Origin of the sequence: Melaminivora sp. (assembly GCF_032059615.1) — a bacterium.
In the GTDB taxonomy this organism is placed as follows: Bacteria; Pseudomonadota; Gammaproteobacteria; order Burkholderiales; family Burkholderiaceae_C; genus Melaminivora.
In genome coordinates, this window is sequence record NZ_DAMCAM010000013.1 from 30664 (window position 1) to 53866 (window position 23203).

The following is a 23203-nucleotide window of genomic DNA, read 5'->3' on the forward strand; positions in this document are numbered from 1 at the left end:
TGTCCTTGTCCTCGCTTTCGGAAAAATCAGGCGCCGCCCCAGACGGAGGCCGGCACCAGCACCTCGCCGCGCATCAGCAGCCGGGCCGTGCGCAGCAGGGCGGCCCGGGTGACCACGCCCGGGTCGGCCGGGTCGGTCTGCAGAGTGACGCTGAATTCGCCCGTCGGGTGCTCGACCGACAGGGTGCAGCTGGCGCTGCTGCTGTCCGCATCCGCAGGCAGACGGGCCACGCCCTCGCACACCGTGCCGGGCAGGCGCAGGGCGGTGCCCACGGTGACGGCCGCCAGCACGCCGATGGCGTCGTGGCACACGTGGGGGATGAAGCTGCGCGTGGTGATGGCGCCGCCGTGCTGGGGCGGGGCGATCAGCGTCATCTTGGGGTAATTCTTGGCCGAGACATCGCCCAGTCCCATCAGCTGCGCCGCCTGCAGGCGCAGGGCTTCGATGCGGCGCTTGAGCGATGCGTTGGCATTCAGCTCGGCCGCGCTCTCCAGCCCGCTCACGCCCATGTCGCTGGCCCTGAAGAGGACCAGCGGCATACCGTTGTCGATGCAGGTCACGTCCAGGCTGAAACTGGCCAGGCCTTCGGCCTGCACGGTGACGGTGTCCCTGGCGCGCCCCGTGGGCAGGAGCGAGGCGCAGACCGAGCCGGCTGTGTCGAGAAAGGCGATGTCCACCGGTGCGCCGGTGCCCGGCACGCCGTCGATGCGGGCCGTGCCCTCGTACTCCACGTGCCCGCCCGGCGTCTGCACGGTGATGTCGGCAGCCATGCCGGTGTTGAGCGTGAGCACCCGGAAGGTGCTGGTCTCGCCCTGCGCGCGCACCAGGCCCGACTCCAGCGCAAAGGGCACGACGGCGGCCAGCATGTTGCCGCAGTTGGGCGTGGTGTCCACCGTGGATTTTTCGGGCTGCAGCTGGGCAAAGAGAAACTCCAGGTCCACGCCCGGTCGGTCAGAGCGGTCCACGATGCCGACCTTGCTGGTCAGCGGGTGCGCACCGCCCACGCCGTCGATCTGACGCGCATGGGGCGAGCCCAGGGCGGCCAGCAGAACGCAGTCGCGCGTGGCGGCGTCGCGGGGCAGGTCCTCGGCCCGAAAGAACGGGCCCTTGGACGTGCCGCCCCGAAGCAGCATGCAGGAAATGGCGGTTTGCGGCATGGACACTCCACGGTTGCAAGGGCACGCAGTGCCGGTGGGAGGCCGCATTGTGGGAAAGACCGGCCGTCCGGGCCAGGGGTTGGGTGGGCTAGCAGCTATGCTTGAATTGCATAGCTGCGCACAGCGTTATTTTGAAAACTCATGAACAGGAGCGCCGGGCCATGAATTTCCAGCACCTTCAGGCTTTCATCCATGTGGCCGAGGCCGGCAGCTTCAGCAAGGCGGCCCTGCTGCTAGACGTGGCCCAGCCCGTGCTCAGCCGGCAGGTGCGCGCGCTGGAGGTGGATCTGCGCGAGACCTTGTTTACGCGCACCGGCCGCGGCGTGGCGCTGACCGAGGCCGGCCGGCAGCTACTGGCTCATGGTCACGCCATCGTGCAGAGCGTGGACCAGGCCCGCCAGGCCCTGCACGGCCAGCGCAGCGAGCCCCTGGGCCGGGTGACCGTCGGCCTGCCGCCGAGCCTGGCGCGGCGCCTGACCCAGCCCCTGGTCGATGGTTTTCACCGCGAGATGCCCCGGGCGCGGCTGGCCATGGTGGAGGGTTTCTCCATGCACATCTCCGAGTGGCTCAGTTCGGGGCGCATGGATCTGGGCCTGGTCTACACCCCCGAGCCCGACCCCGACATCGAGATCCGCCCGGTGCTGCAGGAGCGCCTGTGCCTGATCGGGCCGGCCGCGGCGCTGGCCGGCATGGACGGCGTGCGCTTTGCCGACCTGGGGCGCTTCCCGCTGCTCATGCCCCAGCGCGGGCAGATCTTTCGCAAACTCATGGAGGCCCAGGCCACGCTGTCGCAGGTGCAGCTCGACGTGGTCTGGGAGGTCTCCAGCGTGCCGGCCATCCTGGACCTGGTGCGCGGCGGCTACGGCTACGCGGCGCTGACCGACAGCGCCCTGCGCGGCCAGGGGCTGGACGCCAGCCTGGCCGAGGTGCCCATCCACTCGCCCCAGATCATCAGCACCCTGTGCCTGGTGCAGTCGGCCACGAAGAAGGCCCCGCCCCTGGTGCGGCGCACGGCAGAGCTGCTGCAGCGCCTGGCCCTGGAGGTGTGCGCCGTCGAGAGCGGACGGCTTTAGCCGCGTCGCACGGCCATTGCGCCGGGGCGAAACATTAGAATCCCAGCCGCGCGGCCATGGGCCGGGCGCGTCTGAAACCGCCATTTCCCCCAGGGCGAACGCAAGTTCGCCTTTTCTTTTGTCGCCGCCGCTGCTGAAAGACTGAAAGACCATGTTCGAATCCATCCGCAAGCACTCCAAGATCGTGATGCTCTTGCTGTTCTTGCTGATCATTCCGTCGTTCGTGCTCGTGGGCATCGACCGCAACTATTTCTCCGGCGGCAGCCCGGTCGTGGCCACCATCGATGGCAAGGACATCACCCAGGACGAGTGGGACAACGCGCACCGCATGGAGAGCGACCGCATTCGCGCGCAGTCGCCCGGCATCGATGCCAGGCTGCTGGACTCGCCGCAGGCGCGCTATGCGACGCTCGAGCGGCTGGTGCGCGACCGCGTGCTCCAGACGGCGGCGCAGAAAATGCACCTGATGACCAGCGACGCGCGCTTGGCGCGCGAGCTGCAGGGTATCCCGCAGATCGCCGCGCTCAAGCGCGCCGACGGCACGCTGGACACCGAGGCCTACCGCGCCCTGGTAGGCGCGCAGGGCCTGACGCCCGAAGGGTTCGAGGCGCGCGTGCGCAACGACCTGGCCATCGGCCAAGTGCTGGGCGGCGTCACCGACTCGTCCCTGGCCAGCCCCGCCGAGGCGGCGCTGGCGTTCGATGCGCTGCTGCAGCGCCGCGAGATCCAGGTGGCGCTGTTCAAGAGCGCGGACTTCGCCGGCCAAGTCAAGGTGACGGGCGCCGACGTGCAGGCTTATTACCAGGCCCACCCCGAGCTGTTTCGCCAGCCCGAGCAGGCGACGGTCGAATACGTCGTGCTGGACCTCGACGCCGTGCGCGTCGGCATCACGCTGAGCGAGGACGACCTGCGCACCTATTACAAGGAGAACCTCTCGCGCCTGGCCGGCTCCGAGGAGCGCCGCGCCAGCCACATCCTGATCCCCGTGGCCCAGGACGCGCCGGCGGCCGAGCGCGAACGGGCCCGGGCACGCGCCCAGGAGCTGCTGGCGCAGGCGCGCCAGGCGCCGGGCAGCTTTGCCGAGCTGGCCAGGAAGCATTCGCAGGACCCGGGCTCGGCCCCGCAGGGCGGCGACCTGGGCTTCTTCGGCCGCGGCGCCATGGTCAAGCCTTTCGAGGACGCGACGTTCGCGCTGAAGAAGGGCGAAGTCAGCGACGTGGTGGAGTCCGATTTCGGCTTCCACATCATCGAGCTCACCGACATCAAGGCCCCGCGCCAGCCCAGCTTCGAGGAGCTGCGCGCCACGCTGGAGGCCGACCTGAAGCAGCAGCAGGCGCAGCGCAAGTTCGCCGAAATGGCCGACTCCTTCGCCAATGCGGTCTATGAGCAGTCCGACGGGCTGCAGGCCGTGGCCGACAAGTTCAAGCTCAAAGTCCACACGGCCTCCGGGGTGGCGCGCCAGCCCCTGCCGGGTGCGCAGGGCGCTCTGGCCAGCGCGCGTTTCCTGGAGGCGCTGTTCCAGCCCGAGTCGCTGCAGAGCAAGCGCAACACCGAGGCCGTGGAGATCGGCCCCAGCGCGCTGGCCGCCGGGCGCATCACCACCTACCAGCCGGCCATGACGCTGCCGCTGGAGCAGGCGCAGGACCGGGCCCGCACCCTCTACCTGGCCGACCAATCGGCCGAGCTGGCGCGCCAGGAGGGCCAGAAGCGCCTGGCCGCCTGGAAGGCCGAGCCGGGCACGGCCTCGGGCCTGGGCCAGCCCCTGATCGTTTCGCGTGAGCAGGCACAGGGCCAGCCGCGCGCCATCGTGGACGCGGCGCTGCACGCGGCCATGGACACGCCGCCCGCCTGGAGCGGCGTGGACCTGGGCAGCGCCGGCTACGCAGTGCTGAAGATCAACCGCGTCGTGCCGCGCGAGGACCTGGACGCCAGCCGCCAGCGCCTGGAGCGGCAACAGTACACCCAGGCCTGGTCGGCAGCCGAGGCGCTGGCCTACTACGAGCTGCTCAAGGAGCGCCTGAAGGTGCAGATCAAGGTCGAGCGACCCGCGCCCGCGGACCCGGCCGCCGGGGCGCAGCAATGAAGCGGTGAAGAACAAAAACCCGCGCGATCCCCGAGAGGCGGTTTTTCAAGGATATAATGCGTGGCTACGGTGGCTGTAGCTCAGTTGGTAGAGTCCAGGATTGTGATTCCTGTTGTCGTGGGTTCGAGCCCCATCAGCCACCCCAGATGAACAAAGGCGCTGCAGCTATGAAAGTTGCAGCGCCTTTTTGTTTTGCGCCCGCGTTGCCGCCCGGTTTTCCGGCGCTGCGCACAGCGGGTTAGTCCCCGGTTCTGGGCCCGGGAGGGGGCGATATGCTCGATCGACCCTCTCACGGAAGAGCGCAGTGGCACCTGCGCAGCAGCTTCCATCCTTCAAGTCCCGATCTGGAGAATGTTGCATGCCCCCCAAGACCTGCGGCCGCCCGGCGCTGCGCAATGCCTTGTTCACCACGGCGGCACTGGTCGCCGCATGCGCCACCACGAGCGCATCGGCCCGCGATCTGGTGGTGGCGCTCAAGACCGAGCCCACCTCGATGGACCCGCAGTACCACGCGCTCACGCCCAACATCCAGCTGTCGCAGACACTGTTCGAGGGCCTGGTTTGCTCTGACGCCGACCTGGTCATCAAGCCCTGCCTGGCCGAGTCCTGGAGCGCCGACGGCAAGGTCTGGACCTTCAAGCTGCGGCCCAATGCCAAGTTCTCCGACGGCTCGCCCGTCACCGCCAATGACGTGGTGTTCACCCTGGACCGGGTGCCCAAGGTGCCCAACAGCCCGTCGTCCTTCAAGGTGTACATGCAGAAGATCGAGAAGGTGGAGGCCGTGGACCCGCGCACGGTGCGCATCACCACCTCCGAGCTGTACCCGCTGCTGGCCATCAACATGGTGGGCCTGCCCATCATGTCGGCCAAGGCTGCCGCGGGCGCTGCGCCCGAGGGCAAGACCACGACCGAGCTGAACGCCGGTGACGGTCTGGTGGGTGCGGGGCCGTACAAGTTCGTCTCCTGGAAGCGCGGCAGCGAGATCGTCTTCGAGCGCAACCCGCACTACTGGGGCACGGCCCCGGCCTGGGACAAGGTCACCTACCGGCCTATCAGCAACGCTGCCACCCGCGTGGCGGCGCTGCTCGCCGGCGACGTGGACCTGATCGAGGACCCGCCCACCGACGACCTGGAGCGCCTGCGCAAGGACCCCAAGCTGGCGGTGGAGACCAAGGCCTCCAACCGCGTCATCTACGTGGCGCTGGACCAGAACGGCGAGACCACGCCCGGCATCCAGGGCACGAACGGCAAGAACCCGCTGCTGGACCGCAAGGTGCGCGAGGCGCTGTCGCTGGCCGTGGACCGCGACGCGCTGGTGGCGCGCATCATGGGCGGCGTGGGCACGCCGGCCGGCCAGCTCCTGCCGTATCCGATGTTCGGCGCCAGCAAGCAGCTGTCGGCCGCGCCCAAGGCCAACCCGGAGAAGGCCAAGGCCCTGCTCAAGGAGGCCGGCTACCCGGACGGCTTCACGCTGGTGCTGGGCGCGCCCAACGGCCGCTACATCAATGACAGCAAGGTGGCGCAGACGCTCGCCTCGATGTGGACGCGCGTGGGCGTCAAGACCACCATCGACTCCAATGCGCCGGCCGTGTTCTTCAAGAACCGCGATGCCTACGCCTACAGCGCCTACCTGGCGGGCTGGGGCACGGCCACGGGCGAGATGTCCAACACCCTCAACTCGCTCCTCGTCACGCCCAACAAGGAAAAGGGCCAGGGCACGACCAACCGCAGCCGCTACTCCAACTCCGAGATGGACAAGCTGGTGGCCGAGTCGTCCACCCAGATGGACGACGCCGCCCGCGCCGCAACGCTTGCCCGGGCCAGCGAGATCGCCATGGCCGACTTCGCCATGCTGCCCATCCACTTCGAGCACTCGGTCTGGGCCATGAAAAAGGACGTTGCCTTCAAGGGCCGCGCCGACCAGCAGACCATGGTCCAGTACGCCACGCCCGCGAAGTAAGCCGCCCCTTCTTCGCTGATACCGCCCGTGGCCCGCGCCGCGGGCGGCTGCTTGGTCCACGACATGCCTGCTTTCATCATCCGCCGCCTGCTGCAGGCCCTGCTGGTCATGGCCGTGATGTCCGGCCTGGTCTTCGTCGGGCTGTATGTGGTCGGCGACCCCGTCTCCATGATGGCCAGCCCCGAGGCAACCGACCTGGAGCGCGACGCCATCCGCGCCAGCTTCGGCCTGGACAAGCCGCTGCTGGAGCAGTACGCCATCTTCATGTCGCACGCCGTGCGGCTGGATTTTGGCAAGAGCTTTCTGACCGGCCAGTCGGCCATGGGCCTGATCCTCGAGCGCATGCCGGCCACGCTGGAGCTGGCCCTCGTCTCCATGCTGCTGGCCGCCCTGGTCGGCGTGCCGCTGGGCATCTGGGCCGGCCTCAAGCCCCAGAGCGTGAGCGCACGCGGCATCATGACCGGCTCGGTGCTGGGCTTTTCCCTGCCCAACTTCTGGGTCGGGCTGATGCTGATCATGGTGTTTGCCGTGTACCTGGGCTGGCTGCCGGCAAGCGGGCGCGGCACGCCGGTGGCACTGGGTGCGGTCGACACCAGCCTGCTGACCTGGGAGGGCTGGCGGCGCATCCTGCTGCCCGCCTGCACCATCGCCCTGGCCAAGGGCGCGCTCATCATCCGCGTCACGCGCGCCGCCACGCGCGAGGCGCTGCCCATGGACTACATCAAGTTCGCCCGCGCCAAGGGCCTGGCCTGGAGCCGCATCCTGCGCGTGCACCTGCTGAAGAACATCCTGATCCCCATCGTCACCGTGTTCGGGCTGGAGTTCGGCCAGGTCATGGCCTTTGCCGTGGTCACCGAAACCATCTTCGCCTGGCCCGGCATGGGCAAGCTGCTGCTCGACTCCATCGTCACGCTGGACCGGCCCGTGGTCGTGGCCTACCTGATCCTGATCGTGTTCTTCCTGGTGATGCTCAACCTCGTCACCGACATCCTCTACTCGGTGCTCGACCCGCGCGTGCGCCTGCAGACCGCCAAGGCATGAACCCTTCCATTGCTCCCGTGCAGGCGGCCGACGCCGCGCCGCCCCTGCCGCCGGCGGAGACGCCCTGGCAGCGCCTGCGCCGCGAGTTCCTGGCCAACCGCCTGGCCGTGCTGGGCCTGCTGCTGGTGCTGCTGGCCATCGGCGTGGCGGTGCTCGCGCCCTGGATCGCCCCGCAGAACCCCTACGACATCGGCGCGCTCGACATCTTCGACTCCAAGCTGCCGCCGGGAAGCAGGAATGCCGACGGCACCATGACCTACTGGCTGGGCACGGACGCGCAGGCGCGCGACCTGCTCTCGGCCATCTTCTACGGCCTGCGCACCAGCCTGGTGGTGGGCGGCGTGTCGGTGCTGGCGGCGCTGGCCATCGGCAGCCTGGTGGGTCTGGCCGCGGCCTACTTCGGTGGCTGGCTCGACGCGCTGCTGATGCGCATCGTCGACATCCAGCTGTCGTTCCCGGCCATCCTGGTGGCGCTGATCCTGCTGGCCATCCTGGGCAAGGGGGTGGACAAGGTCATCATCGCCCTGGTCATCGTGCAGTGGGCGTATTTCGCGCGCGCCGCGCGGGGCGCGGCACTGGTCGAGCGCGGCAAGGAATACGTCGAGGCCGCGCAGTGCCTGGAGCTGGGCTCCTGGCGCATCCTGTGGCGGCACCTGCTGCCCAACTGCCTGCCGCCGCTCATCGTGATCGCCACCATCGACCTGGCGCACGCCATCGCGCTCGAATCGACCCTGTCCTTCCTGGGCGTGGGTGTGCCGGTGACCGAGCCGTCGCTGGGCATGCTGATCGCCAACGGCTTCGAGTTCATGCTCTCGGGGCACTACTGGATCTCGTTCTTTCCCGGCATCGCGCTGGCGCTGACCATCGTCGGCATCAACCTGGCGGGCGACCACCTGCGCGACATCCTGAACCCGCACAACGCGCGCTGACACCGACATGGGCAAACCGGAACACATCTTCGCGCCACAGCCCGCGCCCGCGCAGGACGACGCGGTGCTGCGGGTCGAGGGCCTGAAGACGCATTTCTTCACCCACGGCGGCGTCGTGCGGGCCGTGGACGGCGTGGACCTGCAGGTGCGCGCCGGCGAGATCCTCGGCCTGGTGGGCGAGTCGGGCTCGGGCAAGAGCATCACGGGGTTCTCCGTGATCGGCCTGATCGACGAGCCCGGGCGCATCGTCGCCGGCAGCCTGCGCTGGCGCGGGCAGGAGCTCATCGGTCTGCCCGAGCGCGAGCTGCAGCGGCTGCGCGGCCGGGAGATCGCCATGATCTTCCAGGACCCCATGATGACCCTGAACCCGGTGCTGCGCATCGACACGCAGATGGTCGAGGCCATCCAGGCGCACGAGCGCACCAGCGCCGCGGCCGCGCGCGAGCGGGCGCTGCAGGCCCTGGCCCGGGTCGGCATCCCGTCGCCGGCCGAGCGGCTGATCGCCTACCCGCATCAGCTCTCGGGTGGCATGCGCCAGCGGGTGGCGATCGCCATTGCGCTGCTCAACCGCCCGCAGCTGATCATTGCCGACGAGCCCACGACGGCGCTGGACGTGACCATCCAGGCGCAGATCCTGCACGAGGTGCAAAAGCTCTGCCACGAGACCGGCACCGCCATGGTCTGGATCACGCACGACCTGGCCGTGGTCTCGGGCCTGGCCGACCGTATCGCCGTCATGTATGCCGGGCGCATCGTAGAGACCGGTGCCACGGCCGACGTGGTGCGCCGCCCGGCCCACCCCTACACGCGCGGGCTGATCGACTCCATTCCGACGCGCGCCACGCACGGCCAGCTGCTGCGCCAGATCCCCGGCATGACGCCATCGCTGCTGCAGCTGCCGCCCGGCTGCGCCTTCCGCCCACGCTGCAGCCGCGCCAGCGAAGCCTGCAGCGCCGCGCCCGTGGCGACCGAGGTCGGCCCCGGGCGCAGCGTGCGCTGCTGGCACCCCCTGGCGCAGGAGGCCTGAACCCTATGCCCGACACCGCCATCCTGCCGGCTCCCGTCGCCCCTGCCGATACCGCCGCCACTGCCGCGCCCCGCGCGCCAGAGCGCGCCGGACCGCCCCTGCTGGAGCTGCGCGGCATCTCCAAGCGCTTCACTCAGCCCGTGGACCTGGCTGGCCGGCTGACCAACCTGCTGGGCGCGCGCAACCAGCCCAGCGTGGTCCACGCCGTGTCCGACGTGGACCTGCAGGTCCGCGCCGGCGAGGTCATCGGCGTGGTGGGCGAGTCCGGTTGCGGCAAGTCCACCCTCGGGCGCGTCATCGCTGGCATCAACCCGCCGTCGGCCGGCGAGGTGCTGTACGAGGGGCGGCCCGTGGCCGCCCTGGCCGCTGCCGAGCGCCGGGCCTATGGCCTTGGCGTGCAGATGATCTTCCAGAACCCCATGGCGTCGCTGAATCCGCGCATGCGCGTGCTGGACATCGTGGGCGAGGCGCCGGTGGTGCACGGCCTGGTGCCGGCCTCGGGCAAGGCCGACTACGTGGCCGGCCTGATGCGCCAGGTGGGGCTGGACCCGCAGTACGCCCAGCGCTACCCGCACCAGTTCTCGGGCGGGCAGCGCCAGCGCATCGGCATCGCGCGCGCCCTGGCCCTCAAGCCCCGGCTCATCGTCTGCGACGAGGCGGTGGCGGCGCTGGACGTGTCCATCCAGGCGCAGGTGCTGAACCTGTTTCTCGAATTGCGCGAGCGGCTGGCGCTGACCTATCTGTTCATCAGCCACAACCTGGGCGTGGTGGGGCATGTGTCGGACCGGGTGGTCATCATGTATCTGGGCCGCGTGGTCGAGGTCGCACCCACCGAGGTCATCTTCAGCCGGCCCGCCCACCCCTACACCCAGGCCCTCCTGGCCGAGCTGCCGCAGCTCGACGCCGTGCGGCGCGACTACCGGCCCATCCAGGGCGAGCTGCCTTCGCCCCTGCGCCCGCCCGCGGGCTGCGCCTTTCACCCGCGCTGCCCGCACGCCACTGCGCGCTGCCAGGCCGAGCGGCCCGAGCTGCGCCCGCTGGCGGACGGCCACCTGAGCGCCTGCCACCTGAACGACCCCAACGCCAGCCCATGAACGCCATGCCCGCTCCCGTCCTGCCCGCCGTTCCCACGCCCTTCGAGCCCTATGTGCTGCTGCGGCCCGAAGCCGACGCCATCCCGCTGGTGTGCGACTCGCCGCACAGCGGCACGCTCTACCCCGACGACTTCGGCTACGCGCTGCCTTTCGAGCGCCTGCGCCGCGGCGAGGACACCGACGTGCACGTGCTCTGGCAAGCCCTGCCATCGGTTGGCGCCACGCTGCTGGCGGCCAACTTCCCACGCTCCTACATCGACCCCAACCGCGAGATCGAGGATATGGACGCCGACATGCTCGACGGCGCCTGGCCCGGGGCGCTCACGCCCAGCGAGAAGACGCGCCTGGGCATCGGCCTGATCTGGCGCGACGCCGGCAAGAACGGCAAGGACGCGATCTACGCCCGCAAGCTCGGCGTGGCCGAGGTGCGCGCGCGCATCGAGCGCTACCACGGGCCTTACCACGCGGCGCTGCGCGAACAGATCGAGGCCGCGCACCGCGACTTTGGCGCCGTCTGGCACCTGAACCTGCACTCCATGCCCGCCGACTCGTACGAGGGCCTGCAGATCCGGAGCGACCACCCCCTGGCCGACGTGGTGCTGGGCGACCGCGACGGCAGCACCGCCGCGCCCGAGTTCACCGCGCTGGTGGCCGATGCCTTTCGCCGGCGTGGCCTGAGCGTGGCCCTCAACGACCCCTTCAAGGGCGTGGCGCTGATCGCCCGCCTGGGCCGGCCGGCCGAGCGCCGCCACAGCCTGCAGGTCGAGCTGCACCGCGGCCTGTACATGCACGAGGACACGCGCGAGCGCAGCGCCAACTTCGACGCCCTGCAGCACACGCTGGCCGATGTCTCCGCCGAGATTGCCGCCTACGTGCGCAGCCAGACGCCCCGCTGAAAACTCCGACCCCGACGCCATGACCCTGATCGCCGACATCGCCGCCGCGCACGAGCAATTCACCGCGCTGCGCCGCGACATCCACGCCCACCCGGAACTGGCCTTCGAGGAGCACCGCACCGCCGACCTGGTCGCCGAGCGGCTTGAGGCCTGGGGCATCGAGGTGCACCGCGGCCTGGGCCGCACGGGCGTGGTCGGCGTGCTGCGCGGCACGCGTGCGGGCAGCGGGCCCCTGCCCACCATCGCCCTGCGCGCCGACATGGACGCCCTGCCCATGCCCGAGCACAACCGCTTCGCCCACGCCTCGCGCCACCCCGGGCGCATGCACGGCTGCGGGCATGATGGGCACACCGCCATCCTGCTGGGCGCGGCCCGGCACCTGGCGGCGCACCGCGACTTTGCCGGCCGCGCGCACTTCATCTTCCAGCCGGCGGAGGAGGGCGGCAACGCCGGTGCCCGAGCGATGATCGAGGACGGCCTGCTCGAACGCTTTCCCTGCGACGAGATCTACGGCCTGCACAACATGCCCGGCCTGCCCGAAGGCCACTTCGGCTTTCGCAAGGGCCCGGCCATGGCGTCGAGCAACCGCTTCGACATCACCATTCGCGGCACCGGCGGCCACGCCGCCCAGCCGCACAAGGCGGTGGACACCATCGTCATCGCCGCGCAGATGGTCGGCCAGCTGCAGACGCTGATCTCGCGCCACCGGAACCCGATCGACGTGGCGGTGCTGAGCGTGACGCAGATCCATGCCGGCGACGCCTACAACGTACTGCCCGGCGAGGCCGTGATCCGCGGCACCGTGCGCACCTACAGCACCGCCGTGCTCGACGACATCGAGAGCCGCATGCGCCGCATGGCCGAGCTGCTGCCGCAGGTGCACGGCGGCACGGGCGAGCTGCATTTCCACCGTGCCTACCCGCCCCTGGTCAACTGGGACGGGCCCACCGACTTCGCCCTGCAGGTGGCGCGCGAGACGTTTGGTGCCGAGCGGGTCGATGGCAACATGCCGCAGCATGGCGGGGCGGAGGACTTCTCCTTCTACCTGGAGCGGGTGCCGGGCTGCTACCTGTTCCTGGGCAACGGCGAGGGCGGGCACCGCGAGGCGCAGTACGAAGGCATGGGGCCGTGCGAGCTGCACAACCCCCACTACGACTTCAACGACGCGCTGCTGCCCATCGGCTCGACCTACTGGGTGCGGCTGGTGCAGGCCTTTTTCGCGCGCCAGGAGGCAGCGCCGCAATCTTGATGTTTTCCGGCTGAAACCCTTGCCAGGCAAGGGGCTTCAGCTATTCAAACGATAGTGCCGTGCGCCACGGTCCGGCGTCCGCCCGCTCGGCGCTACGGTTGCGGCTGCGCCAGCAGGAAGCGCTCGAACTCCTCGGCCGGCACCGGCCGGCTGATGTGGTAGCCCTGCGCCTCGTCGCAGCCGTTCTCGCGCAGCAGCGCCAGCTGCTCGGCCGTCTCCACGCCCTCGGCCGTGGTGCGCATGCCCAGCGTCTGGGCCATGCGGATGATGGCGCTGACGATGGCCCGGTCATTGCCGTCGTGGCGCAGGTCGCGCACGAAGGACTGGTCGATCTTGAGCCGGTAGATGCGAAAGCGCTTGAGCTGGCTGAGCGATGAATAACCCGTGCCGAAGTCGTCGATGGCCAGCCGCACGCCCTGGGCGTTGAGCTTGCCCATGATCTGCGCGGCGGTCTGCGGATCGTCCACGGCTACGTTCTCCGTCAGCTCCAGCTCCAGCCGGTCGCCGGGCAGCCCGTGCTGCGCCAGGAGCTGCTCGATCAGCTCGGGCAGCTGCGGGTGGCGGAACTGCGCCGCCGACAGGTTGACCGACATGGTCAGCTCGGGCAGCCCCTGCGCCTGCCAGCGCTTGAGCTGGGCGAGCGCCGTGTCCAGCACCCACTCGCCGATGGCGATGATCTGCCCGCTGTCCTCGGCCACCGGGATGAACTCGCCCGGGCTGATGGGGCCCAGCTCCGGGTGGTGCCAGCGCAGCAGGGCCTCCACGCCGCAGACCGCGCCCGTCGCCAGCGAGATCTGGGGCTGGTAGTGCAGCGAGAACTGCCCGCGCTCGAGCGCGCGGCGCAGCGCGTTGGTCAGCTGCAGGGCCTGGGCCGACTGGGCCTGCATGCGCGGCGAGAAAAAGCGGTAGCCGTTGCGCCCCTCGGCCTTGGCGCGGTACATGGCGATGTCGGCCGCCTGGATCAGCGTCTCGAAATCGGTGCCGTGCTCCGGGTACAGCGCGATGCCCATGGAGGGCGACATGCTCAGCTCGTGATGCTCCACCTGCACCGGCTGGCGCGCGGCCTCCTGCATCTTGGCGGCCACGCGCGCCGCGCCCTGGGCGTTGGCGCCGGGCAGCACCAGCACGAATTCGTCGCCGCTCAGGCGCGCGACGGTGTCGCGCTCGCGCACGGCGCTGCGCAGGCGCCGGCCCATCTCGGCCAGCAGGGCGTCGCCCACGCGGTGGCCGAGCGAGTCGTTGACGTGCTTGAAGTTGTCCAGGTCGAGGAACATCACCGCCAGGGGCGTGCCGTCCTCCCGCGCGCGGCGCACCGCCTCGGCGCCGCGCTCGGCCAGCATCAGGCGGTTGGGCAGGCCGGTGAGCGCGTCGTAGTGCGCCATCCAGTAGATGCGCTGCTGGTCGCGCTGGCGCTCGTCGATCTCGCGGTGCAGGCGCTCCACCGTCTCGCGCAGCTCGCGCGTGCGCTCGCGCACCTGCTGCTCCAGCGCACCGTGCATCTGCGCCAGCTGTGCCTGGATGCGCTGGCGCTCGCTCACGTCCATGGCGATCCACAGCGTGCCCTGCGCCGGGTCCTGCGGGTCGAGCGCCCGGCTGCGCACCTCGCAGGTCACCAGCCGGCCGTCCTTGGCGCGAAAGGTGAGCTGGCCCTCGTAGTCCTCACCGCGGTTGATGCGCCGGTAGCACTCCTCGCCGGCCTCGCGCCAGGCCTCCTCGCTCGGGTACCACTGGCGCGCCGACATGCCCCGCAGCTCGCCCGGGCCGTAGCCCAGGATCTGCTCGAAGTGGCGGTTGCAACGCACCAGGTGGCGCTCGCGCAGCACCACGATGCCCACCATGGCGTTGTCGAACAGCGCCTGCTTCTCGCGGACCGCCGCGCTCAGCTCGGCCTGGGCGCGGCGCTGCTCGTCGATGTCGTCGACGATCCAGATGGAGCCCTCGGAGGGGTCGGCAGGGTTGATCAGCCGCCCGGTCAGGTGTGCCCAGAACAGCTGTCCGTCGGCGCGGCGCATCTGGCGCTCGGTACGGTAGGTCTCGCCCCGCGCCATGACCGGAAAGGCGGCGCGGCCGAGCTCGCGGAAGGCATCGCGGCTGGGGTGCAGCGCCTCGCTGCTGCGGCCCACGGCGTCGTCGGGCGAGGCCAGCCGGAAGATCTCGGCGTAGCGCGGGTTGCAGCGCACCACGCGCCGGTGGCGGATGAAGACGATGCCCACGCCCGCGCTGTCGAGCAGCGTCTGCTGCTCGCGCAGGGTGCGCTGCAGGATGGTGGCGTGGTTTTCCCGGGGCAGGCAGGCCAGGGCGTCGGAGAGTGCAGGCATGGAAGCGGTATGCGCGCTGGAAGGTGGCGGGCCGGACGGAGCCCGGCAGGGGCTCTTGCTCATGGAGCGGACGATGCGGATGGCGCAGCCGGGGCTGCGCCGTGGGGGGTGTGCGCCAGCTGGTGCAGCAGCCCCTGGCGCAGCGCGCCCTGCGCGATCTGTAGGCGTTCGATGTCCAGCAGCTCGAACAGCGTCAGGGTGATGGCCAGGCCGCCGCCCAGGATGGCACGCTGGTCGGCGCGCACGCTGGGCAGCTCCAGCCGGTCCACGTGGCCGGCGTGCAGCAGCTGCTCCCTGAGGCGCAGCAGGCCCGCGCGCGCGATCACGCCCCGCGGGCCGCCGGCCGCGGCCAGCGCCGCGGCGACCGCCCCCAGGGTGCCCGAGGCGCCATGGGCGCTGTCCCAGGCAGTGCGTCGGTAGCGCGTCAGGGCAGGCCCGAGCAGCGCGCCGGCCGCGGCGCGCACGGCATCGAAGCGCGCCTGCGTGAGCGCGCCGTCGGGGAAATGGCTCAGGCTCCAGGAGACGCTGCCCATGGCGTAAGAGCCCAGCGCCAGCGGTTGCATGCGCCGGCCCACGACCAGCTCGGTCGAGCGCCCGCCGATGTCCACCACCAGGCGCCGCTCGCGCGACGCGGGCAGGAACTGGGCCACGCCCAGATAGGTCAGGCGCGCCTCTTCGGCGCCGGCGATGGCCTCGACCGGCACGCCGCCCAGCACGGCGCTGGCGCGGCGCAGGAACTCCTCGCGGTTGCCCGCCTCGCGCAGCGTCTGCGTGGCCACGGCGCGCACGCGCACGGGCGCCACCTCGGCCAGCCGGCGGGCAAAGCGGCGCAGGCAGCACAGCCCGCGCTCGATGGCCGCGGGCGTCAGGTTGTGGTCGGCGTCGAGATCCCCGCCCTGGCGCACGGTTTCGCGCAGGTATTCGACGCGGCGGATCCGTCCGCCTTCGAGGCGGCCGATCTCGAGCCGGAAACTGTTGGAGCCCAGGTCCACGGCTGCGAGCAGGGCGGGTTCTTGCATGAAGGGGGAAAAGGGACTGCGGGGTGTCGGGTGCAGCGCAGCAGCATAGCAGCCGCCAGGATGCGCGGCCGGCAATGTGTCACGCAACTGTCACACCCACTGCCTACATTGGCGCCATCGCATTTCTCAACCACAAGGGTTTTCCATGAACAGGTTCGTGATTCGGGTGCTGCTGCCAAGCGTGCTGGCGTTTTCGGTGCTGCCGGCGGCGCAGGCCCAGCAGGAGGCCACCGGCGCCGGCGCCAGCTTTCCGGCGCCGCTGTACGCCCGCTGGGCCGCCGATTACCACAAGGCCACGGGCGTGAAGATCAATTACCAGTCGGTGGGTTCGGGCGCGGGCCTGCGCCAGATCGAGGCCAGGACGGTGGACTTCGGCGCCTCCGACGCCCCCTTGAGCGACGAGGAGCTGAAGAAAAAGGGCCTGGTGCAGTTCCCCACGGTGATCGGCGGCATCGTGCCGGTGGTCAACGTCCAGGGCGTGCAGCCGGGCCAGCTCAGGCTCAGCGGCCAGGTGCTGGGCGACATCTACCTGGGCCGGATCACCCGCTGGAACGACGAGGCCATCCGCGCCCTCAACCCGGGCCTGGCCCTGCCGGACGCGGCCATCGCCCCGGTGCGCCGCGCCGACGGCTCGGGCACCACCTTCGGCTTCACCAACTATCTGAGCAAGGTCAACGCCCAGTGGAAGGCGCAGGTGGGCGAGGGCACGGCGGTGAACTGGCCGCTGGGTGCGGGCGGCAAGGGCAACGAGGGGGTGGCGGCCTTCGTCGCGCGCCTGCCCAACTCCATCGGCTATGTCGAGTACGCCTACGTCAAGCAGAACCGCCTGGCCCACGTGCAGCTGCAAAACGCCAGCGGCAACTTCGTCTCGCCCAGCGACGAGAGCTTCAAGGCCGCGGCCGCCGGCGCCGACTGGGAGCGCAGCTTCCACCAGATCCTGACCCACCAGGGCGGCAAGGACGCCTGGCCCATCACCTCGGCCACCTTCATCCTGATGCAAAGCGCGCAGGACCGGCCGGTGCAGGCAGCCACGGCGCTGCGGTTCTTCGAGTGGGCCTACCAGTCGGGCGATGCGACCGCGGCCAGCCTGGACTACGTGCCCATGCCGGCGGGCGTCAAGGACGTGATCCGCAAGTCCTGGTCCGGCATCCGCGACACGGCGGGCCAGCCGCTGGCACTTCGCTAAGCTCGCGCTGCCCCCGCACCCCGACGAGGTCCACGACGTGTCCACCCCGCTGCCCCTGCCGACCCCCGCGCTGCGCACGGACGCGCCGCCGCGCACGGCGGCCCCGCCGCCCGGCCTGCGGCGGCGCCCGGCCTGGCCGGACCGGCTGTTCGCCGCCGCCGCGCGCGGCGCGGCGCTGCTCACGCTGGCGCTGCTGGCGGGCATCCTGGCCTCGCTGGTCCTGGGCGCCTGGCCGTCCATCCAGGCGCACGGCCTGGCCTTCCTGACCACCAGTGCCTGGGACCCGGTGCAGGACCGCTACGGCGGCCTGGCCATGATCTACGGCACGCTGGCCACGTCGGCCATCGCCCTGCTGGTGGCGGTGCCGGTGAGTTTCGGCATTGCGCTGTTCCTCACCGAACTCTCGCCCGCCTGGCTGCGCCGGCCGCTGGGCATGGCCATCGAGCTGCTGGCGGCCGTGCCCTCCATCGTCTATGGCATGTGGGGGCTGATGGTCTTCGGCCCGCTCTTGGCCACCTGGGTGCAGCAGCCCCTGCAGGCGCTGCTGGCGGGCCTGCCCTGGCTGGGCGCGCTGGTCTCGGGCCCGCCCGTGGGCATCGGCATCCTGCCGGCGGGGCTGCTGCTGGCCATCATGGTCATACCCTTCATCGCCTCGGTCATGCGCGACGTCTTCGAGGTCACGCCGGCGCTGCTCAAGGAGTCGGCCTACGGCCTGGGCGCGACCACCTGGGAGGTGGTCTGGCAGGTGGTGCTGCCGCACACCCGCGCGGGCGTGCTGGGCGGCGTCATGCTCGGCCTGGGCCGCGCCCTGGGCGAGACCATGGCGGTCACCTTCGTCATCGGCAACATGAACCAGCTGCAGTCGCCCTCGGTGTTCGAGGCCGCCAACAGCATCACCTCGGCCCTGGCCAACGAGTTTGCCGAGGCCGGCGAGGGCCTGCACCAGGCCTCGCTCATCTACCTGGGCCTGGTGCTGTTCTTCATCACCTTCGTGGTGCTGTCGCTGTCGCGCCTGTTGCTGGCGCGGCTGCGCCGGGACGAGGGGACGCGCGCATGACGGCCCCGCTTTTTTCCACCCCCGTGGCCCTGGAGCGCGCGCGGCGCCAGCGCTGGGCGGCGCGGCGGCGCGTCAACCGCATCGCGCTCGCGCTGTCGCTGCTGGCCATGGCCTTTGGCGTGTTCTGGCTGCTGTGGATCCTGTGGGAGGTGCTGCGCCTGGGCCTGGCGGGCCTGACCCTGTCGGTGTTCACCGAGATGACGCCGCCGCCGGGCGAGGAGGGGGGCTTGGCCAACGCGCTCTTCGGCTCGCTCGTCATGGTGCTGCTGGCCACCTGCGTAGGCACGCCTGTGGGGGTGCTCGCCGGCATCTACCTGGCCGAATACCGCGGCGGCTGGCTGGCGGCCTGCACGCGCTTCGTCAGCGACATCCTGCTGTCGGCGCCCAGCATCGTCATCGGCCTGTTCGTATATGCGGTGGTGGTGGCGCGTTTCAGGAGCTTCTCGGCCTGGGCCGGCCTGCTGGCGCTGGCGCTGATCGTCATCCCCATCGTCATCCGCACGACGGAAAACATGCTGCTGCTGGTGCCAGCCAGCCTGCGCGAGGCGGCCTATGCGCTGGGCACGCCCCAGTGGAAGGTCACCCTGATGGTGGCGCTGCGCGCGGCGCGCGCGGGTGTGGTCACCGGCGTGCTGCTGGCGGTGGCCCGCATCGCCGGCGAGACGGCGCCGCTCCTGTTCACCGCGCTCAACAACCAGTTCTGGAACGCCGACCTGTCGCGGCCCATGGCCAGCCTGCCGGTGACCATCTTCAAGTTCGCCATGAGCCCTTATGAGAACTGGCAGCGCCTGGCCTGGGCGGCGGTGCTCCTGATCACCCTGGCCGTGCTGGCGCTCAATATCCTGGCGCGCGTGCTGGCGCGGCAGAAGTAGTAGCCGGCCCGCGCCTTTTCCTGTTCCACCCCTTCATCCACAGCCTGACCGCCATGCCGCATCCACAGCCACAGGTCCCGGCCGCGCCCCCGAAGATCGCGGTGCGCGACCTGCACTTTCACTACGGGCGCTTCCACGCCCTCAAGGGCATCGACCTGGACATTCCGCGCAACCAGGTCACGGCCTTCATCGGCCCCTCGGGCTGCGGCAAGTCCACGCTGCTGCGCACCTTCAACCGCATGTTCGAGCTCTACCCCGACCAGCGCGCCCAGGGCCGGATTCTGCTGGACGGCCAGGACGTGCTGCACAGCGGCGAGGACGTGGCGCTGCTGCGCGCGCGCGTGGGCATGGTGTTCCAAAAGCCCACGCCGTTCCCGATGTCCATCCACGACAACATCGCCTTCGGCGTGAAGCTGTTCGAGCGCCTGTCGGCCGCCGACATGGACGACCGGGTGGAGTGGGCGCTCCGGAAGGCCGCCCTGTGGGACGAGGTCAAGGACAAGCTCAGGCAAAGCGGCGCCAGCCTCTCGGGCGGGCAGCAGCAGCGCCTGTGCATCGCCCGGGGCATCGCCGTGCTGCCCGAGGTGCTGCTGCTGGACGAGCCCTGCTCGGCGCTGGACCCGATCTCCACGGCCAAGATCGAGGAGCTGATCGCCGAGCTCAAGCAGGACTACACGGTGGTCATCGTCACCCATAACATGCAGCAGGCCGCGCGCTGCAGCGACTGGACGGCCTATATGTACCTGGGCGAGCTGGTGGAGTTCGGCGCCACCGAGCAGATGTTCATCAAGCCCGCGCGGCGCGAGACCGAGGACTACATCACCGGGAGGTTCGGATGAGCGACAAGCACCTGTCCACGCAGTTCGACAGCGAACTCAATGCCATCTCGGCGCGCGTCATGGAGCTGGGTGGCCTGGTGGAGTCGCAGATCCGCCTGGCGATCGCGGCGCTGGCGCAGTTCAGCGCCGAGGCGGCCGCCCAGGTCGAGGAGCTGGAGCAGCGCGTCAACACCCTCGAGGTGGAGATCGACCACGCCCTGTCCACCACCATCGCGCGGCGCCAGCCCACGGCGCGCGACCTGCGGCTGCTGCTGGCGTTTTCCAAGGCCACGGCCAACCTGGAGCGCATGGGCGACGAGGCCACGCGCATGGCGCGCATGAGCCGCTCCATCATCGACAGCGGCGCCGCGCGCCAGCTGCCCACGGGCGACCTGCGCATGGCCGCCGACCTGGCCTCGGGCCTGCTGAGGAAGGCGCTGGACGCGTTTGCGCGCCTGGACACGCGCGCCGCGCTCGCCATCCTGAAGGAGGACGACCTGATCGACCGCGAGTTCGACGGCTTCGTGCGCAAGCTCGTCACCTACATGATGGAAGACCCGCGCACCATCTCGCCCAGCCTGGACCTGCTGTTTCTCGCCAAGGCCATCGAGCGCATCGGCGACCACTCCAAGAACGTGGCCGAACTCATCATCTACCTGGTCGAGGGGCGCGACGTGCGCCACCAGACGCTGCACGAGATCGAGTCCGCCCTGTCCTGAGCCGCGCCGCGGCCGCTTCACCTGCCCCCGCCCCATGAGCCCCATGCCCCGCGTGCTGATCGTCGAGGACGAGCCGCCGATCGCCGAACTGATTGCCGTCAACCTGCGCCACAACGGCTTCGAGCCCGTCTGGGTTGAGGACGGCGCCGCCGCCCAGCGCGAGCTCGATGCCCGCCTGCCCGACGTGGTGCTGCTCGACTGGATGCTGCCCGGCGAAAGCGGCCTGCAGCTGGCACGCCGCTGGCGCGCCGACGCGCGCACGCGCGGCGTGCCCATCCTGCTGCTCACGGCGCGCGGCGACGAGCCCGACAAGGTCGCGGGGCTGGACGCCGGCGCCGACGACTACATCACCAAGCCCTTTTCCACCCAGGAGCTGCTGGCGCGCATCCGCGCCGTGCTGCGCCGGCGCGCCCCCGAGCAGGCCGGCGAGCGCCTGGCCGCCGGGGCGCTGGAGCTGCACGGCGCCACGCACCGCGTGAGCTGGCAGGGGCGCGAGCTGAAGCTCGGGCCGACCGAGTACCGGCTGCTGCGCTACCTGATGGGCCACCCCGAGCGGGTGCACAGCCGCGCCCGGCTGCTCGACAAGGTCTGGGGCGACCACGTCTATATCGAGGAGCGCACGGTGGACGTGCACATCAAGCGCCTGCGCGAGTCGCTGGGCGAGGCCGGCCGCCTGATCGAGACCGTGCGCGGCGCGGGGTACCGGCTGACGGCTGCCGTCGGGGAAAATGAAAATTCATAGCATGATGTCCAGTTCATGCAATGGTTTGAAGATGATTCATTCTTGAAAACCAAGACTTGAGTCGACATGGCGCTCTCATTTGAATAGCAAACCCCGTTTTCCACCTCCACCATGCTGCCCCGCCTGTCGCTTTTCGCCCTGAGCCAGCTCGCCGGCGGCCTGGCGGGTGCCTGGCTGGCCGGCCCCTGGGGCGCCGTGGCCGGGCTGTGCGCCGCGCCCTGGCTGTGGCTGGCCTGGGACGGCTGGCAGGGGGCCCGCCTGCTGGCCTGGCTGCGCGCGGGCGAGGGCCAGCAGCCGCGCCTGGCGGGCCCCTGGGGTGAGGCGGCCGACCGCACGCGGCGCCTGCTGCGCCGGGGCCGCCAGCGCGAGCGCGCGGCCGATGCGCGGCTGGCGGCCATCCTGGCGGCGCTGCAGGCCTCGCCCAACGGGGTGACGCTGCTCGACGCGCAGGACCGCATCGAGTGGTGCAACCAGACCGCGCAGGAGCATTTCGGCATCGACGCCGGGCGCGACCGGCTGCAGCCCATCGCCAACCTGGTGCGCGAGCCCGAATTCGCCGTCTGCCTGGCCGCCAGCGAGCCCGGCGCCGGCGTGCTGCTGGCGGGCCGCGCGGGCACGGCCGCGCGGCCGGTGCGCCTGTCCGTGCACCTGCATGCCTATGGCGAGGGCCGGCGCCTGCTGCTGTCGCGCGACATCACGCAGCTGGAGCAGGCCGAGGCCATGCGGCGCGACTTCGTCGCCAACGTCTCGCACGAAATCCGCACGCCGCTGACCGTGCTGGTGGGCTTCGTCGAGACGCTGCAGAACCTGCCGCTGGCCGAGGCCGAGCGCGCGCGCTACCTCGCCCTGATGGCCGAGCAGGGCGCGCGCATGCAGCGCCTGGTGCAGGACCTGCTCACCCTGTCGCGCCTGGAGGGCAGCCCGCCGCCCGGCCTGGGCGACTGGGTGGACGCGGGCGCGCTGCTGCAGGGCTGCCAGGGCGAGGCGCAGCAGCTGTCGGCCCTGCTGTGCCCGCCGGGGCAGGGGCATGTGCTTGCCATTGCCGCGCCGGACGGCGCGGGCACGGGAGCGGCGATTGCCGGCAGCGCCGCCGAGCTGCACAGCGCCCTGGCCAACCTGCTGCACAACGCCGTGCGCTACACGCCGCCCGGCGGCCGCATCGAGGCCGGCTGGCAGCCGCTGGCCGATGGCGGGCTGCGCTTTTTCGTCAGCGACAGCGGCCCGGGCATCGCGCCCGAGCACCTGCCGCGCATCACCGAGCGCTTCTACCGCGTGGACGCCGGCCGCTCGCGCGGCAGCGGCGGCACGGGCCTGGGGTTGGCCATCGTTCGCCACGTGGCCCAGCGCCACGGCGCCGAGCTGCAGGTGGCCAGCACCCTGGGCGAAGGCAGCCGCTTCTGCATCGACTTTCCGCCCGCGCGCGTGCGCGGCGCCGCCGCCGGCAGCGCCTAGCGGGCGGGTAGGGGCTGGCGCGCGGGCCGCGCCTCGGCGCCAGTGGCCGGCAGCGCCAGCACCACGCCCGCGGCAGCCAGCAGCAGGGCGCCGGCCAGGCCGAAGGCCAGCCAGTGCGTGCCCAGGCGCTCGTAGCCCCAGCCCCCCAGCCAGGAGCTGGCCGTCGCGCCCACCTGGTGCCCCAGGTAGGACCAGCCATAGAGCACGCCCACCAGGCGCACGCCGAACACGTCCGCCAGGATGGCCGAGGACAGTGCGATGCTGCCCGCCCAGACGATGCCGCCCACGGCCGAGGTGCCGTATAGCTGCACCGTGCTGCCCGCCAGCAGCAGCGCGAAAAAGCCCAGCCCGCGCACGCCATAGATGGCCGCCAGCAGCCGGCGCCGCGGCAGCCGGTCGGCCAGGCGGCCCAGCACCACGGTGCTGGGAATGGCCACCAGGCCGATCAGGCCCACGCCCAGGGCGCTGGTGGTGGCGTCGAAGCCGTGGTCCATCAGCATGGGCATGCCGT

20 protein-coding genes and 1 tRNA gene are annotated in these 23203 nt (G+C 70.9%); 17 read left to right on the forward strand and 4 right to left on the reverse strand.

Annotated elements, in window-relative coordinates:
* Positions 1-26 precede the first annotated feature (26 nt).
* The gene (locus RT051_RS04550; protein ID WP_313072555.1) at positions 27-1157 is read right to left on the reverse strand and encodes a 4-oxalomesaconate tautomerase; all 1131 of its coding nucleotides are present in this window, start codon (positions 1155-1157) and stop codon (positions 27-29) included.
* A 161-nt stretch (positions 1158-1318) separates the two neighbouring features.
* Between RT051_RS04550 and RT051_RS04555 the strand changes: the two genes are divergently transcribed.
* The 10 genes from RT051_RS04555 (at position 1319) to RT051_RS04600 (ending at position 12509) form a co-directional block, all read left to right on the forward strand.
* A complete protein-coding gene (locus RT051_RS04555; protein ID WP_313072559.1) occupies positions 1319-2230 on the forward strand; it encodes a LysR family transcriptional regulator in 912 nt (303 codons plus the stop codon).
* A gap of 151 nt (positions 2231-2381) precedes the next feature.
* Entirely contained in the window at positions 2382-4313 is a 1932-nt protein-coding gene (locus RT051_RS04560; RefSeq protein WP_313072565.1) for a SurA N-terminal domain-containing protein, read from the forward strand.
* A gap of 69 nt (positions 4314-4382) precedes the next feature.
* Positions 4383-4458: transfer RNA gene (locus RT051_RS04565), tRNA-His, on the forward strand.
* A gap of 213 nt (positions 4459-4671) precedes the next feature.
* A complete protein-coding gene (locus RT051_RS04570) occupies positions 4672-6273 on the forward strand; it encodes an ABC transporter substrate-binding protein (protein WP_409520539.1) in 1602 nt (533 codons plus the stop codon).
* 63 nt (positions 6274-6336) lie between these two features.
* Positions 6337-7314 (forward strand): ABC transporter permease, encoded by a 978-nt coding sequence (locus tag RT051_RS04575; RefSeq protein WP_313072570.1) that lies wholly within the window; start codon positions 6337-6339, stop codon positions 7312-7314.
* Positions 7311-8243, forward strand: a complete 933-nt coding sequence (locus RT051_RS04580) for an ABC transporter permease (protein WP_313072574.1) — start codon at positions 7311-7313, stop codon at positions 8241-8243. Before RT051_RS04575 ends, RT051_RS04580 begins: the two co-directional genes overlap by 4 nt.
* A gap of 7 nt (positions 8244-8250) precedes the next feature.
* A complete protein-coding gene (locus tag RT051_RS04585; RefSeq protein WP_313072579.1) occupies positions 8251-9270 on the forward strand; it encodes an ABC transporter ATP-binding protein in 1020 nt (339 codons plus the stop codon).
* A gap of 5 nt (positions 9271-9275) precedes the next feature.
* Positions 9276-10364: an oligopeptide/dipeptide ABC transporter ATP-binding protein gene (locus tag RT051_RS04590; protein ID WP_313072583.1), complete on the forward strand. Its 1089-nt coding sequence runs from the start codon at positions 9276-9278 to the stop codon at positions 10362-10364.
* Positions 10361-11260, forward strand: a complete 900-nt coding sequence (locus RT051_RS04595; protein ID WP_409520540.1) for an N-formylglutamate amidohydrolase — start codon at positions 10361-10363, stop codon at positions 11258-11260. Before RT051_RS04590 ends, RT051_RS04595 begins: the two co-directional genes overlap by 4 nt.
* Positions 11261-11279: 19 nt before the next feature.
* Positions 11280-12509 (forward strand): M20 aminoacylase family protein, encoded by a 1230-nt coding sequence (locus tag RT051_RS04600; protein ID WP_313072586.1) that lies wholly within the window; start codon positions 11280-11282, stop codon positions 12507-12509.
* A 92-nt stretch (positions 12510-12601) separates the two neighbouring features.
* Here the strand turns inward: RT051_RS04600 and RT051_RS04605 are convergent, their stop codons facing one another.
* The gene (locus RT051_RS04605) at positions 12602-14827 is read right to left on the reverse strand and encodes an EAL domain-containing protein (protein WP_313072590.1); all 2226 of its coding nucleotides are present in this window, start codon (positions 14825-14827) and stop codon (positions 12602-12604) included.
* A 59-nt stretch (positions 14828-14886) separates the two neighbouring features.
* Positions 14887-15846 (reverse strand): hypothetical protein, encoded by a 960-nt coding sequence (locus tag RT051_RS04610; RefSeq protein WP_313072593.1) that lies wholly within the window; start codon positions 15844-15846, stop codon positions 14887-14889.
* A 145-nt stretch (positions 15847-15991) separates the two neighbouring features.
* Here RT051_RS04610 and pstS point away from each other — a divergent pair, with 145 nt between their 5' ends.
* The 7 genes from pstS (at position 15992) to phoR (ending at position 22692) form a co-directional block, all read left to right on the forward strand.
* Positions 15992-17032, forward strand: a complete 1041-nt coding sequence (gene pstS, locus RT051_RS04615) for a phosphate ABC transporter substrate-binding protein PstS (RefSeq protein ID WP_313072598.1) — start codon at positions 15992-15994, stop codon at positions 17030-17032.
* A gap of 37 nt (positions 17033-17069) precedes the next feature.
* The gene (pstC, locus tag RT051_RS04620) at positions 17070-18089 is read left to right on the forward strand and encodes a phosphate ABC transporter permease subunit PstC (RefSeq protein WP_409520541.1); all 1020 of its coding nucleotides are present in this window, start codon (positions 17070-17072) and stop codon (positions 18087-18089) included.
* Positions 18086-18961, forward strand: coding sequence for a phosphate ABC transporter permease PstA (gene pstA / locus RT051_RS04625; RefSeq protein ID WP_313072602.1), 876 nt, complete (start codon positions 18086-18088; stop codon positions 18959-18961). The genes pstC and pstA overlap by 4 nt, the downstream gene beginning before the upstream one ends.
* A 53-nt stretch (positions 18962-19014) precedes the next feature.
* Positions 19015-19800 (forward strand): phosphate ABC transporter ATP-binding protein PstB, encoded by a 786-nt coding sequence (gene pstB / locus RT051_RS04630; protein WP_313072605.1) that lies wholly within the window; start codon positions 19015-19017, stop codon positions 19798-19800.
* The gene (gene phoU / locus RT051_RS04635) at positions 19797-20498 is read left to right on the forward strand and encodes a phosphate signaling complex protein PhoU (RefSeq protein ID WP_313072609.1); all 702 of its coding nucleotides are present in this window, start codon (positions 19797-19799) and stop codon (positions 20496-20498) included. Before pstB ends, phoU begins: the two co-directional genes overlap by 4 nt.
* A 34-nt stretch (positions 20499-20532) precedes the next feature.
* The gene (phoB, locus tag RT051_RS04640; RefSeq protein ID WP_313072612.1) at positions 20533-21240 is read left to right on the forward strand and encodes a phosphate regulon transcriptional regulator PhoB; all 708 of its coding nucleotides are present in this window, start codon (positions 20533-20535) and stop codon (positions 21238-21240) included.
* A 111-nt stretch (positions 21241-21351) separates the two neighbouring features.
* The gene (gene phoR, locus RT051_RS04645; RefSeq protein WP_313072616.1) at positions 21352-22692 is read left to right on the forward strand and encodes a phosphate regulon sensor histidine kinase PhoR; all 1341 of its coding nucleotides are present in this window, start codon (positions 21352-21354) and stop codon (positions 22690-22692) included.
* Here phoR and RT051_RS04650 read toward each other — a convergent pair.
* Positions 22689-23203 (reverse strand): MFS transporter (locus RT051_RS04650; RefSeq protein ID WP_313072621.1); only part of this gene is annotated, 515 nt, incomplete at its 5' end. The two genes, phoR and RT051_RS04650, sit on opposite strands and share 4 nt — an antisense overlap.